At 68.9% G+C, this 15,669-nt stretch carries 15 protein-coding genes; 5 read left to right on the top strand and 10 right to left on the bottom strand.

Translation table 11 applies throughout. From position 1 onward, the window contains the following. Positions 1 to 5 precede the first annotated feature (5 nt). Together ACIA1L_RS27840 and ACIA1L_RS27845 are read left to right on the top strand one after the other, a co-directional pair. Complete coding sequence (locus tag ACIA1L_RS27840; RefSeq protein WP_396075925.1) at positions 6 to 2,489, top strand: DUF4118 domain-containing protein; 2,484 nt, start codon at positions 6 to 8, stop codon at positions 2,487 to 2,489. Then, positions 2,486 to 3,163 (top strand): response regulator, encoded by a 678-nt coding sequence (locus ACIA1L_RS27845; RefSeq protein ID WP_396075926.1) that lies wholly within the window; start codon positions 2,486 to 2,488, stop codon positions 3,161 to 3,163. The genes ACIA1L_RS27840 and ACIA1L_RS27845 overlap by 4 nt, the downstream gene beginning before the upstream one ends. Before the next feature lie 7 nt (positions 3,164 to 3,170). Here the strand turns inward: ACIA1L_RS27845 and ACIA1L_RS27850 are convergent, their stop codons facing one another. From ACIA1L_RS27850 to ACIA1L_RS27865, 4 genes are all read right to left on the bottom strand, one after another. Next, a complete protein-coding gene (locus ACIA1L_RS27850) occupies positions 3,171 to 4,748 on the bottom strand; it encodes an ABC transporter permease (RefSeq protein WP_396075927.1) in 1,578 nt (525 codons plus the stop codon). Then, on the bottom strand, positions 4,745 to 5,650 hold the full coding sequence (locus tag ACIA1L_RS27855; protein ID WP_396075928.1) for an ATP-binding cassette domain-containing protein: 906 nt from the start codon (positions 5,648 to 5,650) through the stop codon (positions 4,745 to 4,747). The genes ACIA1L_RS27850 and ACIA1L_RS27855 overlap by 4 nt, the downstream gene beginning before the upstream one ends. 403 nt (positions 5,651 to 6,053) lie before the next feature. Next, a complete protein-coding gene (locus ACIA1L_RS27860; protein ID WP_396075929.1) occupies positions 6,054 to 6,557 on the bottom strand; it encodes a hypothetical protein in 504 nt (167 codons plus the stop codon). A gap of 230 nt (positions 6,558 to 6,787) precedes the next feature. Then, a complete protein-coding gene (locus ACIA1L_RS27865) occupies positions 6,788 to 7,834 on the bottom strand; it encodes a glycoside hydrolase family 26 protein (RefSeq protein WP_396075930.1) in 1,047 nt (348 codons plus the stop codon). A 322-nt stretch (positions 7,835 to 8,156) separates the two neighbouring features. Here ACIA1L_RS27865 and ACIA1L_RS27870 point away from each other — a divergent pair, with 322 nt between their 5' ends. After that, entirely contained in the window at positions 8,157 to 8,810 is a 654-nt protein-coding gene (locus tag ACIA1L_RS27870) for a hypothetical protein (protein WP_396075931.1), read from the top strand. 36 nt (positions 8,811 to 8,846) lie between these two features. Here the strand turns inward: ACIA1L_RS27870 and ACIA1L_RS27875 are convergent, their stop codons facing one another. The 4 genes from ACIA1L_RS27875 to ACIA1L_RS27890 all read right to left on the bottom strand — a co-directional run bounded on the left by ACIA1L_RS27875 (position 8,847) and on the right by ACIA1L_RS27890 (position 11,482). After that, complete coding sequence (locus tag ACIA1L_RS27875; RefSeq protein WP_396075932.1) at positions 8,847 to 10,043, bottom strand: alpha/beta hydrolase family protein; 1,197 nt, start codon at positions 10,041 to 10,043, stop codon at positions 8,847 to 8,849. A gap of 2 nt (positions 10,044 to 10,045) precedes the next feature. Beyond that, positions 10,046 to 10,534, bottom strand: coding sequence for a hypothetical protein (locus tag ACIA1L_RS27880; RefSeq protein WP_396075933.1), 489 nt, complete (start codon positions 10,532 to 10,534; stop codon positions 10,046 to 10,048). A gap of 26 nt (positions 10,535 to 10,560) precedes the next feature. After that, positions 10,561 to 10,908 carry a GntR family transcriptional regulator gene (locus tag ACIA1L_RS27885; protein WP_396075934.1) on the bottom strand — a complete coding sequence of 116 codons (348 nt, stop codon included), beginning with the start codon at positions 10,906 to 10,908 and terminating at the stop codon, positions 10,561 to 10,563. 112 nt (positions 10,909 to 11,020) lie between these two features. Beyond that, positions 11,021 to 11,482, bottom strand: coding sequence for an ATP-binding protein (locus ACIA1L_RS27890; protein WP_396075936.1), 462 nt, complete (start codon positions 11,480 to 11,482; stop codon positions 11,021 to 11,023). An 87-nt stretch (positions 11,483 to 11,569) separates the two neighbouring features. On the opposite strand from ACIA1L_RS27890, the gene ACIA1L_RS27895 reads away from it, so the two are divergent. Then, entirely contained in the window at positions 11,570 to 11,737 is a 168-nt protein-coding gene (locus ACIA1L_RS27895; RefSeq protein WP_396075937.1) for a hypothetical protein, read from the top strand. A 30-nt stretch (positions 11,738 to 11,767) separates the two neighbouring features. On the opposite strand, the gene ACIA1L_RS27900 is transcribed toward ACIA1L_RS27895, so the two are convergent. Then, a complete protein-coding gene (locus ACIA1L_RS27900; RefSeq protein WP_396075938.1) occupies positions 11,768 to 14,059 on the bottom strand; it encodes a hypothetical protein in 2,292 nt (763 codons plus the stop codon). A 3-nt stretch (positions 14,060 to 14,062) separates the two neighbouring features. Beyond that, on the bottom strand, positions 14,063 to 14,671 hold the full coding sequence (locus ACIA1L_RS27905) for a hypothetical protein (protein ID WP_396075939.1): 609 nt from the start codon (positions 14,669 to 14,671) through the stop codon (positions 14,063 to 14,065). A 324-nt stretch (positions 14,672 to 14,995) separates the two neighbouring features. Between ACIA1L_RS27905 and ACIA1L_RS27910 the strand changes: the two genes are divergently transcribed. Further along, positions 14,996 to 15,619 carry a Crp/Fnr family transcriptional regulator gene (locus ACIA1L_RS27910; protein ID WP_396075940.1) on the top strand — a complete coding sequence of 208 codons (624 nt, stop codon included), beginning with the start codon at positions 14,996 to 14,998 and terminating at the stop codon, positions 15,617 to 15,619. The last annotated feature ends 50 nt before the right edge of the window (positions 15,620 to 15,669 follow it).

The following is a 15,669-nucleotide window of genomic DNA, read 5'->3' on the forward strand; positions in this document are numbered from 1 at the left end:
CGGCGGTGGCACGTGGAGAACTGCGCATCTATCTCGGCGCCGCTCCGGGCGTCGGTAAGACGTACACGATGCTCGAAGAGGCGCACCGGCGCGCCGGACGCGGCACCGATGTCGTCGTCGCCTTCGTGGAGACGCACGGCCGGGAGCACACCGCGGCGATGATCGGTGGCCTGGAGGTGATCCCTCGGGCCGAGGTGCAGTACCGGGGAGCCGGGTTCACCGAGATGGACCTGGCGGCGGTGCTCGCCCGTCAGCCCGAGGTCGCCATCGTCGACGAGCTCGCCCACACGAACGTGCCGGGCAGCCGGCACGCCAAACGCTGGCAGGACGTGCACGACCTGCTCGACGCCGGGATCTCGGTGCTGACCACGGTCAACGTTCAGCACCTCGCCTCGCTCAACGACGTGGTCGCCCGGATCACCGGCGTCGAGCAGCGCGAAACCGTCCCGGATGCGGTGGTCCGCGCCGCCGAGCAGGTCGAGCTCGTCGACATGACCCCCGAGGCGCTGCGCCGCCGGATGGCGCACGGCAACATCTACCGGCCCGAGAAGATCGACGCCGCACTGGGCAACTACTTCCGGACCGGCAACCTCACCGCCCTGCGCGAGCTGGCCCTACTGTGGCTCGCCGACAAGGTCGAGCAACAACTCGGCAAGTACCGCGCCGACCACCGCATCGACACCACCTGGGAGACCCGGGAACGGGTCGTCGTCGCGCTCACCGGCGGTCCCGAGGGCGAGACGCTGATCCGGCGGGCCGCGCGGATCGCCGCCCGCACCAAGGGCGCCGACCTGCTGGCCGTGCACGTGGCCCGCAACGACGGACTCGCCGGCGCCGACCCGGCCGCCCTGGCCCGGCAACGGGTCCTGCTCGAGGACCTCGGCGGCAGCTACCACCAGGTTGTCGGCGCCGACGTGCCCCGCGCGCTGCTCGACTTCGCCCGCGGCGTCAACGCCACGCAGATCGTGCTCGGCGCCTCCAGCCGCGGCCGCTTCGCCCAACTGTTCTCCGCCGGCGTCGGGGTCACCACCACCGCCCTGTCCGGCTCCATCGACGTGCACCTGGTCACCCACGAACGCGCCGGACGTGGCCGCCGGGATCGGCAGTCCTCGGCGGCGTTGTCGCGTCGGCGCCGACTCGCCGGCTTCCTGGCCGTACTCATCGGATTTCCGGCCCTGACCGCGCTGCTGAAGATCGGCACCGGGTTGTCGCTGACCAACGACATCCTGGTCTTCCTCGCCGCCATCGTCGGCGTGGCGCTGATCGGCGGACTGTGGCCGGCGCTGCTCGCCGCGGTGACCGGCTCCCTGCTGCTCAACTGGTTCTTCACCCCGCCGGTGGGCCGATTCACCATCGCGGCAGGCGAGAATCTGCTCGCCCTGGCCATCTTCGTCATCATCGCCGCCGCGGTGAGCTGGGTCGTGGACACCGCCGCCCGGCAGACCCGGCACGCCGCCCATGCCGCCGCCGAGGCGCAGACCCTCGCCACCGTCGCGGGCAGCGTCCTGCGCGGACAACGGCCGCTGCCCGCCCTGTTGGAACGGCTCCGGGAGATCTTCACCCTCGACTCGGTGACTCTGCTCGACCACGGGACGGTCGCCGCCCAGGCCGGGCAGCCCGCCTGCCTGCGCGCGGCCGACGCGGACGCGGAAGTCAGCGCCGACGACAACCTCACCATGCTGCTCAAAGGTAGACCGCTGCGGGCCAGCGACCGGCGCATCGTCGAAGCGTTCGCCGCCCAGGCCACCCTGGCGCTGCGCCAGGAGAAGCTGGCCGCCGAGGCCGCCACTGCGAAGCCGCTCGCCGAGGCCGACCGGATGCGCACCGCACTGCTCGCCGCCGTCAGCCACGACCTGCGCACCCCACTGGCCTCCGCGAAGGCCGCCGTCGCCGGCCTGCGCGCCGAAGATGTGCACTTCGACGACGCCGACCGCGCCGCCCTGCTGGAAACCGCCGACGAATCCCTCGACCGGCTCACCCGGCTGGTCACCAACCTGCTCGACATGAGCCGCCTGCAAGCCGGCGCGCTCGGCGTGGCCGCCACCGACATCGGCGCCGACGAGATCCTGCCGCACGCGCTCGACGACCTCGGCCCGGAGGCGCGCATCATCCGCCTGCATGTCCCCGACGATCTCCCCGACCTGCGGGCCGACCCCGGCCTGCTCGAACGCGTCATCGTCAACCTCGCCGCGAACGCCCTGCGGCACAGCCCACCCGAGCGGCCGCCGGTGATCACGGCCAGCGCGCTCGCCGCGTACGTGGAGATCCGGGTGGTGGACCACGGCCCGGGCATTCCCGAAGACCGCTGGGACGACGTGTTCCTGCCGTTCCAGCGGCTCGGCGACCGCGACAATCACACCGGTGTCGGTCTCGGCCTCGCCTTGGCGCGTGGCCTCACCGAGGCGATGGGCGGCACCCTGACCCCCGACCACACTCCCGGAGGTGGCCTCACCATGATCGTCTCGCTGCCGGTGGCGGACGCCGCATGACCAGGATTCTCGTCGTCGACGACGAACCCCAGATCGTGCGCGCCCTGAGCATCAACCTGCGCGCCCGCAACTACGAGGTCGACTCCGCACCCGACGGCCGCAGCGCCCTGCACGCCGCGACCCGGCACCGCCCCGACCTGATCGTGCTCGACCTCGGGCTGCCCGACATGGACGGCGACGACGTCATCCGCGGCCTGCGCGGCTGGACCACCGTGCCGATCATCGTGCTGTCCGGCCGCGCCGGCAACGAGGACAAGGTCGCCGCCCTGGACGCCGGCGCCGACGACTACATCACCAAACCGTTCAGCGTCGACGAACTGCTCGCCCGCATCCGCGCGGTCACCCGCCGCGTCCAACCCACCGACCAGACCCCGCCGACCGCGACGATCGGCGTACACACCATCGACCTCGCCGCCCGCAGCGTCACCGGCGGCGCCACCGATGTGCACCTGAGCCCCACCGAATGGCAACTGCTGGAACATCTGCTGCGCCACCCCGACCGGCTGCTGAGCCGCACCGCCCTGCTCAAGGACGTCTGGGGGCCGCAGTACGCCACCGAGACGAACTACCTGCGCCAGTACATGGCCCGGCTGCGCCGCAAACTCGAAACCGACCCGTCGCATCCGCGGCACCTGCTCACCGAACCCGGCATGGGCTACCGCTTCCGGCCTTAGGGTGCGGTCAGTAGCCGATGTCGCGGCGGCGGATCCCGGACAATCCGACGGCCGTCACCGCGGCGGCGAACACCGTGGTCACCAGCAGCGGAGTCGGTGTGAGGTCGTCCAGCGGCACCTTCGGCGTGTGCGCGAACGGTGACAGGGTGCGAGTCCAGCCGGGCAGGTCGAACGAGTCCGCGAACAAGGTGATCACCACGCAGTATCCGACGACCGTCCACATCAGCGCCCCTGCGTATCGCGGCGCCCAGCCGGCCAGCAGCGTCGTGGCAGCGACGATCGCCCACACCGCGGGCAGGTACGCCACCGCGATGCCGATCAGGCGCGGCACCTGGCCGGCGTCGCCGACCGTCAGCGCGTAGGAGACGCCCGCGCCCACGCCGTAGGCCAGCAGCACCAGAGCGGTGCCGGCCGCCGCGACGCTGAGGTGCCCGCCCAGCCAGGTGGCGCGGCTGGTCGCCGTCGCCAGTACGGGCTCCGCCCGCCCCTCGGTCTCCTCAGCCCGGGCGCGCAGCACGACGACGACCCCGTACGCGGCCCCGAGCAGCACCGAGAAGCCGGTCGTCAACGCGAGATACGAGTCGACGATCGCTGTCCCGCCACCCGGCAACAGCCTGGCGATCTCGGGGTTGTCGCGCACGTACTGCTCCATGGTGTCGCCGATCGAGCCGTACGCGACGCCGAGCAGGAACAGGCCGCCCGCCCAGCCGATCAGCGTCCCTCGTTGCAGGCGCCAGGCCAGGGCGTACGCGTTCCGGAAGGCTCGGGAACCGTCGGCCCGGCCCAGTCGCGCCCGAATCAGGCCCGCACCGAAGTCCCGACGGTTCGCCACCAGCACAGCGAGCCCGCCGAGCATCCCCGACGCGGCCAGTGGCAGCAGCAGCGGCCACCAGCGATCCGCGGCGTACGGGAACGTGCGCTGCCCCCAGCCGATCGACGACGCCCACGACAAGGTGCCAGCACCGACGTCCCCGGCGGCGCGCAGCATGAACGCGGCACCGAGGAGCGCCGCCGTCGTGCCGTACACCGTGCGGGTGTTCTCGAAGACCTGGGCAAATGCGGCCGTAAGCGCGGCAAAAGTCAGTCCCACCCCGGCGAGTGCGGCACCGAACAGCACGGAACCGCCAGCCGGCAGCCCGGTCCCCGCAGCCACGGCGAACACCAACACCCCGACGGTAATGTCGGCCAGGACGGCCAGCGCGAGCGCAGCCGCCAGCGGGGCATGCCGGCCGGTGCATCCCGAGCGGATCAGCTCGGCGCGGCCCGACTCCTCGTCCGCGCGGGAGTGCCGGCCGATCAGGAACATGTTCATCAGCGCGACCACGATCGCCGCGAACCCGAAAATCTCGAAGACAATCTCCCCGCCGATCGAGGTGAGCAGTTCGCGCGGTCCGCTCATGGCAAGCACCGCGGCGTTGCCGCCGATCGTGGCCCGCAACCGCTGCAGGTCCTCCGGAGTGTCGTACAGGTTCTGGCTCTGCACCGACTGGATCAGCACCAGCAGCGTCGCCCCGAGCAGCCACCACGGCAGTCGGTACCGTTCCCGCCGCAGCAGGAACCGCAGCAGCAGTCCCGCGCCGGTCACGACGCCGCTCCGTTGCCGTAGTGCCGCAGGAACAACTCCTCCAGCGTCGGCGCCGAACTGCTCAAGCCGCGCACACCCAGCGCAGCCAGGTGCTGCAGCACCGGCTCCAGCTGCGCGGTGTCCACATCAAACCGGGCCTGATGGTCGTCCACCACCAGGTCGTGCACCCCGGGCAGGGCGTCGATCCCCGTCGGCGGCCGGGCCGTCTGCACGGCGATCGACGTTCGGGTCAGATGCCGCAACTCGGCAAGTGTGCCCGCCTCCACCGTCCGGCCCGCCCGGATGATGCTCACGCGATCGCACAGCGCCTCGACCTCGGCCAGGATGTGGCTCGACAGCAACACCGTGCGGCCCTGCCGTTTCAGGTCGTGCACACACTGCTGGAACACCGACTCCATCAGCGGATCCAGCCCGGAGGTCGGCTCGTCCAACAGCAACAGCTCGGCGTCCGAGGCCAGCGCCGCGATCAGCGCGACCTTCTGCCGGTTGCCCTTCGAATACGTTCGGGCCTTCTTGCGGGGATCCAGGTCGAAACGGTCCAACAGCTCGTCGCGGCGGTGCCGGTCGATGCCGCCGCGCATCCGGCCGAGCAGGTCGATGACCTCACCGCCGCTGACCCCCGGCCACAACGTCACGTCGCCCGGCACGTACGCGATTCGCCGGTGCAGCGCGACCGCATCCCGCCAGGGATCACCACCGAGCATCGTCACCTCGCCGCCGTCAGTGCGGAGCAACCCCAGCAGCACCCGGATGGTGGTGGTCTTGCCGCTGCCGTTCGGGCCGAGGAAGCCGTGCACCTCCCCGGCCCGCACCCGCAGATCGAGCCCGTCGAGCGCGGCGACCGGCCCGAACCTCTTGATCAGACCGCGGATCGAGATCGCGGCATCGGTCGACACGCTCATCGCAGCTCCCAGCGGCACATCGCGCGGAACCGACGGTACGCACGGACCGCAGCCCAGTGCGGGGCGTACCGCGGTGAAGGAAGGAGCACGGGCGGGGCACTCATCACGCCTCCATAGGTCGACCTACCGCCGACCAGGCTTCCCGGCACTCCGTTGGAGCATCGTACGCCCGCACACCGGTCCGACACCATCGCCAACCGCCCCAGTCCGATCAGGAGCCGGCGTCGTACCCGTAATGAATGATCAACTGTCCGTTCTTCGGGGTCGCAGAGATGAAGACGGGTGCAGGATCGAGAAGCGTCCAGGGGACATCCACGGGTACGCAGTTCGTAGTCCCCACACAGATCCGCCCATGCAGACGAGACGGATCGTGCCACCGATCTTGCCCGATGGATCGTTACCGTCAGAAGAGTTTGACACTCGATGCCGGTACGGATAGGTAATAGCCCTGCTCCTTCAACTGGTGGATGCCTTCTACCCCCGTGACGCCGGAGATCTTGAGGTAGTCCGTCGTCACGCGGCGTACGGCGCCTTTGAAGCTGATCGTGTCGCCGCGTTCCACCTTGAACACCGACTCGCCGTGTGTTCCCGTCAGCTGCACCCACAACCGGTCACGGTCGTCCGGGCCAACCCAAAATCCTTCATCCGCAGGCACAGACTGGACCCGGACACTGCGCCCGTTGGCGGCGACGTTGTTGCTGGCGCGCAGTTTCTCGAGGTTCTCGGCGCCGAGGACATCAGCGTCGCCGGCGATGACGGTGCCGCTTTGCGGTGCGGGATCGGCGGCGGGTCTGTCGGCCGGTGCAGGGGGACGAGATCGGGCGAGCTGGGCGGCGTCATCGGCACCGCAACGCGCCAACAGCAACGACACGGCAAACAGCGCCAGAACAGCGATCAGCGCGGGCACCAGCCATCGAGGCCTCGCTGCGACTCGGCGCGCCGGCGCAGGTGGTGTCGGCGGTGGTGCGTACTCCGGCTGGGTTGGCATGTGCGCAGCGTTCCCGCAAGATCGACATCAAAACGGCAAGTTTGCCGCCGGCAAACGGTTATCGGGGGTCGCGGCGGACCGGGGTTTCCACCGCCGCAAACGGCGTCGAGCCGCCCGGCAGCTGCCGGGCGGCTCGATGCACGTACGGGTCAGGAGATGGTGACGTTGAACAGCGGGTTGGCGGCCAGCGTGCGGAATGCGGTCAGGTTGGCCGGGGTGGAGTTGATGCTGATGTCGCGGTCGCCTTGGTCGTCTTTGGCGGTGTCGAAGTAGACGATGGCCTTGATCTGCGGGCGCTTCGCCAGCTCCGGCAGGACGCTGTTGAACCCGGCGGTCTTGTCAGCACGCTTGCCGACCCGGTGGTAGACACCCCACTCGGCGATCATCAACGGCTTGCTGGCGTGCTGCGTGGCGGCCCAGTCGTAGAACGTCGGCCCGTTCTTCGCCTTACGGTCCAGCAGGTGCGAGAAGGTCCCGTGGTGGTACGCACCCTTCTCGGCGGACACGTAGGAGTCGAGACCCATCCAGTCGACGACGTCGTCGCCCGGGTACAGGTCCTTCCACCAGGACTGGGCCATCCACTTCTCGTTACCCATGTACGCCATCACGTTGATCGCGTTATCCACACCCTGCGCGCGCAGGCGTTGGATGGTGTGCCGGTACATCGCGGCGAAGTCCTTGGCCTCCCAGCCCGAACCCTTGCGCGCCTTCACATCGTTCTCCGGCTCGTGGTTGAGCACCAGGAAGAACTTTTCCGGGAAGCTGGCCTTCACACGGGCGGCGAACTTGTCGATCCGGGCATCCTGCTCACCCTTGGCGACCTTCGCCCAGGACGAGCCGTACGCGATCTTCCAGTTCATCAGAAGCACCCGCGGACGAGCCTTGTCACGGGCCATCGCCATCTCCGACTTGGTCGGGAACGGCTCGTCACCCTTGTGGTACGTGTGGAAAATGCTGGCCGTACGACCGGACAGCTTCTCCCAGTCCTGCAACGCCTTGTCCCGCGGGGCCGTGGTGAAGCCACCGGCGGCGGCACCCCACAGGACGCCACACGAGGGAACCAGCTTGGCGTCAGTCGTGCACCCGGCGGTGGGGGCTGCCTGAGCGGCAGAGGTCGGGCCGGCCAGAGCGGCGGCGGCACCAGCGAACAGGGCGGTCAGCGACAGGACGGTCTTCGAGATGGCCGAGCGACGCAAAATCGTGTTCTCCCCCGCGTTTGTCCAGCCGTTGTCGGCCGGGCATGGGAAGAAGATTCACGGTCGCGGGGTGCACCCCAAGGACCTGAACGGGTGCCGTCCGGTAGCACGGGTGCCGACCCACGACGGGTGGCACTTGGATCGGCAGCCAGCCACACCGGTTGAGAAACACCGGGGCAGGGATTTCAGCATGGCGCCGAAAGGTTTATTCCGCTCTGGGCGTTTTGAAGCTTTAAATCCTTTTCAGGTGATCTACTGGCGCGGACAGGGCCTCTACGGGAGGAGGCTGCCGAGAATCATCAGTGCAGGAATTTGGGACATCATGACTACACGCACGACCATCTTCGGCTCTCTCGTAGCGGTCAGCGCCGTCGCCGCGCTCGGCACCGCCGCCGTGGCCGGGACCAACAACGACAGCCACGCCAGCCACAGCGGATACGGCACGGTTGCCACAGGCAAGCTGAAGGCTCTCAACGCCTCCGGCGCCAGCGGCACCGCACGCGTCGAGCTGCACGGCAAGACCGCCACCGTCTGGGTAACCGCCAAGGGCGTCCTGGCGAAAATGCCGCACGCCATGCACATTCACACCGGTGGGCACGGCACGTGCCCGACCATGGCCGCCGACATGAACAAAGACAAGATCATCAACACCACCGAAGGACACCACGCGTACGGCGACATCGCCGTCTCGCTGACCACCTCCGGCGACACCACCCCGGCCAGCGGCCTCGCCGTGGACCGGTTCCCCACCGCCCCCAAGGGCAGCTTCACCTACAAGCGCGACGTCAAGGTCAGCGCCGCGGTGGCGAAGCAAATCCGGATGAACAACGCGGTGATCGTCGTGCACGGCATCGACCGCAACGGCAACGGCAAGTACGACTTCGGCGCCGGCAAGAGCGACCTCGACCCGAAGCTGCCGCTGGAAGCCACGTCCCCGGCGATCTGCGGCCCCCTGCACATGCAGAACGGCCGCTGACCCAGGTCTCCCCGATCGCCGTGGCCGGCCTACGCGTCACCGGCCACGGCGATCATCCGGCAGGAACCGCATCTCCGGGTACCGAGCTGACGGACCAGCCAGCAGGCGGCCGCCGCGGTGGCGCAGGTGCTTGTCGAAGAACGCCCGCACGTACGGGCGCTGGACGGCGATGGACCGTTCGCCGTCGATGCTGCCGATCAGCGGTTCGCTGTCCTGTGCAGGCGTTCCGACCTGCGGCAGCAGGACCTGGGAGTCAGTGAAGGACAGATGTCCGGCGTTCTTGAGCTGGATCCAATACCTCGGGCCGCGCAGCCGAGACCACATCTGCTCCCAGGTGGTGTCCGCCGGATCCCCGGTGTCGGAGCTCATCATCAGCAACGGCCGGTCCAGGCCGGTGACAAGGACTCGGCCGAAGAAAGAACCGTCCAGATTGAGCCCGGCCTTGACCCGCCGGTCCGCCAGCATCGTCTCGGCCGATGTGGCACCGCCGAACGACGCCCCGAACATCCCGACCCGGGACAGGTCCAGGGCGCGCGCGAGTCCTCTCGGCAACGCCCGGCCCGAAGCGTCGGGATTGCGCCCGCGACTGACTGCGGTCAGCTTGTCGAGTACGAAACGCGTGTCGGCCACCCGCACGTTGAGCACCCGGTCCAGCGCCGCCGCCTCGTCATCGGCCAGTGGCGGGATCGCGTGGGTCGCGATCCGTCCGTCCGGGAATTCGACGAACTGAGCGTCATGGGTGTGGTCGATCGTCACGACGACAAGACCGTGGCTGACCAGATCCTCGACGAGCGCTGTGCTCCCGGTGCGCAGTCCGCCGTAGCCCGGTGAGTACAGCACGACCGGCCGGCGGCCGGGGGCGGCTGGCGCGCCGAGGTGTCCGTGCGTGGTCGGCAGCGCAAAGCCGCTTCCCGGCGGGTTGACGAGGGCCGCCACGCCCGGCGACACCCAATCCGCGCGCGGGTGGCCGTGGACACTGCGCGCCGGATACCAGATCTGCACGATCAGCTCGCGGGCCTTCACGGCCAGCACCCACGGATCGGTCCGGGACCAATCCACCAGATGCAGCGAGACGGTGCCGATCCGCTCCGGCCCGGTCGGCCGAGGCAATGTCAGCCGGATGTCAGATTCGGCGTGCGTCCGGGAGGGCCACCGAGGCGGCGGTTCGGCCGCCGCGGCCGAACCGAGCAACAGCGTGGCGGCGGTGGCGAGAACTGCGACTATCGCCTTCATGATCAGTGTCCGGCGGCGTCGCGGATGACGGTGACGGCCGCCGGGGCGTCCGGCACCGTGACGGTTACGGTACGACCGGAGTGCAGCGTCAGGCGCAGCGTCGGCCCGGAGCGCAGCGTGCAGCAGGTGCGGCGCGGAGTCCACCAGAAGCCGTACACGACGGACCAGGCTTTCAGGTTGATGACCTCGGCGTGGGCGATCTGCGCGATCCGGTATGTGCAGCGCGGCCAGCCGAGGACACCGAAGCGGACCGTCACGCCGTGGGGGCCCGCCGCAGTGCGCACGCTGGAGCCGGTCAGCACCTCCAACAGCACCCCCACGACGATAAGCAGCAGCAGGAGCACGAGTTCGCTGCGGCCAGCCGCCGTCATGGCGCTCAGGGCCACCAGCGGCACGACCAAGGCGACGCTCAGCGCCACCATGGGCCAGTTCGTAACCCGTCCGGTATAGGCCGAATGCCGGCCGGAACCGGCGAAGGCGGATGTCGTCATCAGGCTGTCCTCTCTCGTCCCGCCGGCTACGTCAGCCGCTCGATCAGTCGGATCAGATCACTGCGGCCAAGGCCATGCCGGCGCGCCTCGGCCACCAGGGCGTGGGCGGCGTGGAGCACCGGCGACGGCTCGGGCACTGCCGACGCCACCCGTGCACCACGGCCCCGGCGGAATTCGAGCAGGCCCTCGTCACGAAGCTGGCGATAGGCGGCCAGCACGGTGTTGCGGTCCACTGCCAGCGCCTCAGCCAACTCGGCGGCCGGCGGCAGCTGCTCGCCGACCGCCAGCTCACCCGAGGCCACTCCTTGCCGGACGCAGCGGGCGACCTGGTACGGAAGCAGCTCCCGCGACGTGTGATCGATTACCCACCTCATAGTGCTAGCATTATCAGCACCATTTCGACAGAGAGTCAACTGCCCCTGACAGATCGCACTCCTCTTGCGGGTGGCTCCACTGCAATGTCGCGCACATCAGCGATGCTGAGGTTCACCGAAAGTCCGGCACCGGTGGCTGAGCGGAGTCGTCGAAGGGGAAGCGTGCCCAGACGTGCTTGGTGGTGTCATCGACGTACCAGCCGACATCCAGGGCGAGCTTATGAGCGAGGCGAAGGCCACGGCCGCCGCCGCCAGGAGGCGTGTCACCCGCAAACTCGGGGGGTACCTCAGGGTCGTGATCAGCGATGTCCAGGATGAGGCACGGGCCATCGGTGAGCAGCCGCACGATGGTGGGAGGCAGCCCGAGCGTCAGCGCGTGCACCGCCAATTCGCTGGCGACCAGGATCATCTTGTCGGCAATCCCGCCCACCGTGAACTTGGCCGAGGGCCGCAGCTGCGTCACGACCTCCAGCATCGAGGCCTTCAGGTGCGGCAGCTCCGCCTGGCTTTCCAGCACCCAGACGTGCAACGCCTCGGCCTCAGTGGGAGGCATCGTGGCGGCGCTGGCTGACATTCTCGCACCGTACCCAGAAGTGACAGCCGCATCAGGAGATCGCTCGTTCTGAGGATCAAATCTGACAAGAGTGGGCATATATGGTCCATGAGTCAACCCGAACTCGACCCCGACCAGTACCCGCCCCTGGACCCGCGCGAGGCGGCGCCGGAAGATCCCGCCGAGCTGCTGCCGGATACGCCCGACACCCTGCCGGCGGCGCCCATCGAGAATCCGCCCGACGACGGAACCAGCGGCGTACGCGAACCAGCGTGACCCCGAGATCAGCCGCCCTCCCGCGGCGGGTCAGCCGCTCCAACCGAGGTCGCGGAGGTGCCGCACGACGGTGGCGACGATCTCGTCTTCGACCGCATTACGGTCGGCCGCCGGCGCGCTTCCTTCGGTGCCTGTCACGATCGAGACCAGCACCCCACTGCCATAGATCCAGATCCTTCCGTACGTTCCCGCCACGTCCTCCGGGTAATAGTCGATCGCAACAGCAACCTCGCCGGCGGTGTTGGGGAGTTGGCGCAGGGTGTATCTGCCGTCGGTCTGTACCGGGCTCTCCTCGTTCTGCACGTCGCATCCGCGGTCGGTGAGGCGTAGGTAGTCCGTCAGGACGGGCGCGGTGGCCGGGGTGATCGGCTGGAGCTCGATGTCAATGCGCAGCGGGTTGCCGCCGGGAGTGCTACCCAGGTACGACCGGGCGACCTCGGCCAGTGGCGACCGGTCCGGGGGCTGATAGTAGGGGCGGTCGGGAACCGAGCTGCAGGCGATCTCCGGCACTCCGAAGACGCCGTGGCAGCACTCGGTGGTCGGGTCGCCGGTGACGGTGCCGAAGATCCCGCCGGCTTCCGGCAGCGCGGCGGCCAGGTCGGCCTGCACATCACGCAGGTAGATCGGGCTGGAGAAGGCGCCGTGCGCGTACCGGAGCGGACCGTAGCGCTCCACCTGCTCGGGTTCTGACGGTGTCGTCGGACCCCAGAGTGTCTCGGTCCGCAGGTATCCATTCTGGAACCCGCGTGGCACCTCCACGTCCGTCACGAGGTAACCGCGCTCCCGGTCCTCGTCGGTCACGGCGAACTCGCGGCGCACCTTGGCCGGATGGTCACAGAGCTCGGCGAACTCGCTGGCACGCCGAGCGCAGGCGCCGATTCGACCGACGACGACGTTCACCGCTGCCACCTGATCGCCCTGTTTGCCGGCGATGTGAACCGTCCGGCGGCGACCGATGGCGTCGGGTTCGGCCGGGCGGTCGAACGCGACGTTCTCGTGGAAGTCGACTCGGACCCGCACGGTCGTGCCGATGAAAGCGGCCGTGTCGCCGGGAAGCTTGCCGTCGATCGAGGGGATCGCCAGCGGACCGGTGGACGCGACGGTCCGCCCGGCTGCGATCGCCGTACGGACCGGATCGTCGGGCCGGGCGGGGTCGTGTCCGGCGGCCGGCTCCACACCGGCGCCGGGGATGTACGTCCGTCCGACGAGGCCGATCCGCTCATCGTCACCGTCCTGCTGTGCGAATTTCTTCCACTGCGGCAGCCGAATCGAGGTGGCCGGGGCGATACGGAAGTTGTCGAACTCGATGAGGTCTCCGGAGGCGGGCCGCGACGTGTGGGAGTCGCCCCCGCCGACCAGCGCTATCCGCCTGCCCCGCAACAGCAACGTGTCGACCTGCTGCAGCGCGGCAATGGTCGGCATGTTCGTCTCGTTGACGATCTCCACCGTCCGCACTGCCTCGGTGTCGGTAGCGCTCGCCTCACACCGACGGCCGGATAGCCCCGGTGGTTGGTGACGTTCGCTGAACGGTGGCTGATACTCACCGGTCGTCCAGCAGTACCAGCGGCTACCCATGTTCTCGTTGTCCGGATGATTCACGCCGCCCCAGGCTGACGCCCGTTCGGCCTTCTGGAGGTAGGCCGTCTCGTGGCAGTCGAACACGCTGTCGTCGACCGCGTCAGGGGTGTAGTACAGCGCGAGATGGCCGGCCGCGACGCCGGTGCAGTTACCCGGGGCGATGGTGTCCAGCTGTTTGACGACCCACTTCTGCAGCTTGCTCTCCGGACCGGGACTCACCTTGAGGTGACGCAGGCTGTCGAGCGCGCCGGCCACTTCGCCCGCCGTGCCGAGCTCCTGGCCCATCAGTACCCGTACCTCCGGGAAGTCGGCCTGGAGCCGGGCGGCCGCGTCGCGGATCAGTCGATACTGGCGGCGTCCCTGGTCATGGTCGATCTTCGGCATCGAGACCGTCCGGCAGCTCCACAGGAAGCACACCTTCGTACTGACGAGGGTGTGCATGCTGAGCCACGGAACGTGCTCGGTCAGAATGATCCAGCGCGCACCGTTGGCCTTCGCTTTCTCCAGCGTCTGGCGGACCAGCAGCTCCGCGCAAGCCCGCTCATCGAGCTTGCTGGGACAGCGCACGTGGGTGCCGATCCCGCTGTCGCCGGCGGCATGGACGTGGGTGTCACCGCCGATCCAGTCAGCGCCAGGATTCGGCGCGGCCCAAGCTGCCGGCACATCGCCGATCACGACGAACGTCGTAGCCAGGAGCAGCGTCAGGACGGCGATGCCGAACGAGCGCGGCGCGGTACGATCCATGGCTCAGTGCACCTCGATGGCGGTGACCAGCAGGGCGACCTCATCCGGTGTGCCCACGACGTCAGCGGAGTACCGGCCGGATGCGGTTTCGAACAGATACTCGACGCTGCGCAGGTCGGCCGGTGTCGCGGTGTACCGCAGTTCCCAGCCGGGGACCCGGCCCACCGTCGTCTTGGTGACGGTCACGGCCGTGCCCTGGTCCGTGACCTCGTCCGCCATCCTGGCGACGGTGTCGTCGAGGCGCTCGAACCGACCATCCTGTCTGCGGACAGTCAGGACGGCGCGGTGGTCGCGGCCCGTCACCACCAACACCACGTCCGCAAAGTGGCGGCCGGCGTCAGCGTCGAACGCCAGCGTGTCGGCAACGGCGCCGCGCCCAGCCGTCCGGGCCTGTCCGGATGCGCCTTCCAATCCGTCCGGACTGGTTCCCACCTCGGTCCAGCCGTCCTGCATCCGCACCGTGACCGGCGGGACTGGGTCGCCGGCCTGTTTCGGCGTACGGGAGAACGTGGCCGCCAGTGCTACGGCACCGGCTACGACCACCATGAACGCAGCGGTGCTGACGAGGGCACGCCGCCAGGCCAGAATGCGACGGAAGATTGTCGGTGGCATCGTTCCATTCTTGGCGCTGTCCGACATAACGGATCACCGCTGGACGGCCGGATCTACCTCCCATTCGTGCCCCCGGCGCGGCCGGTCGGCACCACCCGCCGCTGTGGCAGGTGGCGCGGCCCAGCGGACCGGCGATCCACACCGGAGTTCGGCCGACCCCATTCGAGACCCGCTTCATGACCAGGTCAGCTCGGTTGTTCTCCGGAGCACAGTCGACGCCGACATATCGGAGCGTGATGATATTGTCACCGGAAGCCACTCCGAAGGGTTCCGGTGACGACAGGTCTGACACAGTCTTTGCTACCACCCGACTTGCGCCGCCGGATGTCGGAGTTGTTGCCGACCGGCCGCAGGGTGGACTTCCTGCCGCGGGAACAGCTGTTCGGCGAGGGCGAAGAGTCTGACCATATCGCGATCATTCTCGGCGGCATCGTGAAGATCACCGTTTCTACGTCGAGCGGCCGGGAGGCTTTGCTCGGACTGCGCGGTGCCGGCGAGATCGTTGGCGAGCTCGCTGCCCTTTACGGCAGCCCGCGGTCGGCGACCGTCCGCGCTCTGGATCACGTCCAGGCCAGGCTCGTCAGCGCGTCAAGTTTCCGACAGCGGTTGCGGGAGCATCCGGACGCACTCTTCGCATTGTTGGAGGCGGTTATCGGGCGCCTCCGCGAGTCCGATCGGCGGCGCCTCGAGTTCACCGGCTCGGACGTCCAGGAGCGCGTTTCCATCCTGCTCGCCGAGCTGGCGCGAACGCACGGCGAACCCGCGTCCGATGGCAGTGTGACGATCGGGCTCCGGCTGTCGCAGGAGGAGGTCGCGGGTGCGACCGGCGCCTCCCGGGAGGCCGTGGCGAAGGCTCTGCGAAACCTGCGCGAGCAAGGCATCGTGAACACTGCCCGGCAGCGCATCGTGGTGCTCAGACCGGAGGCGCTGCTACCCGGCCTGAGCTGAACGGGTATTTATCCACAGACGCCGCGGCGCCACCGGCGATAGACACGTTG

It is taken from the genome of Actinoplanes sp. NPDC051859, from assembly GCF_044452725.1.
Taxonomy (GTDB): Bacteria; Actinomycetota; Actinomycetes; order Mycobacteriales; family Micromonosporaceae; genus Actinoplanes.

Excerpts from the sequence above, each read along its gene's own strand:
- ACIA1L_RS27875 (WP_396075932.1), bottom strand. The coding sequence starts at position 10,043 with ATGAAGGCGATAGTCGCAGTTCTCGCCACCGCCGCCACGCTGTTGCTC.
- ACIA1L_RS27855 (WP_396075928.1), bottom strand. The coding sequence starts at position 5,650 with ATGAGCGTGTCGACCGATGCCGCGATCTCGATCCGCGGTCTGATCAAG.
- ACIA1L_RS27905 (WP_396075939.1), bottom strand. The coding sequence starts at position 14,671 with ATGCCACCGACAATCTTCCGTCGCATTCTGGCCTGGCGGCGTGCCCTC.
- ACIA1L_RS27870 (WP_396075931.1), top strand. The coding sequence starts at position 8,157 with ATGACTACACGCACGACCATCTTCGGCTCTCTCGTAGCGGTCAGCGCC.
- ACIA1L_RS27895 (WP_396075937.1), top strand. The coding sequence starts at position 11,570 with ATGAGTCAACCCGAACTCGACCCCGACCAGTACCCGCCCCTGGACCCG.
- ACIA1L_RS27885 (WP_396075934.1), bottom strand. The coding sequence starts at position 10,908 with ATGAGGTGGGTAATCGATCACACGTCGCGGGAGCTGCTTCCGTACCAG.
- ACIA1L_RS27910 (WP_396075940.1), top strand. The coding sequence starts at position 14,996 with ATGTCGGAGTTGTTGCCGACCGGCCGCAGGGTGGACTTCCTGCCGCGG.
- ACIA1L_RS27845 (WP_396075926.1), top strand. The coding sequence starts at position 2,486 with ATGACCAGGATTCTCGTCGTCGACGACGAACCCCAGATCGTGCGCGCC.
- ACIA1L_RS27890 (WP_396075936.1), bottom strand. The coding sequence starts at position 11,482 with ATGTCAGCCAGCGCCGCCACGATGCCTCCCACTGAGGCCGAGGCGTTG.
- ACIA1L_RS27880 (WP_396075933.1), bottom strand. The coding sequence starts at position 10,534 with ATGACGACATCCGCCTTCGCCGGTTCCGGCCGGCATTCGGCCTATACC.
- ACIA1L_RS27900 (WP_396075938.1), bottom strand. The coding sequence starts at position 14,059 with ATGGATCGTACCGCGCCGCGCTCGTTCGGCATCGCCGTCCTGACGCTG.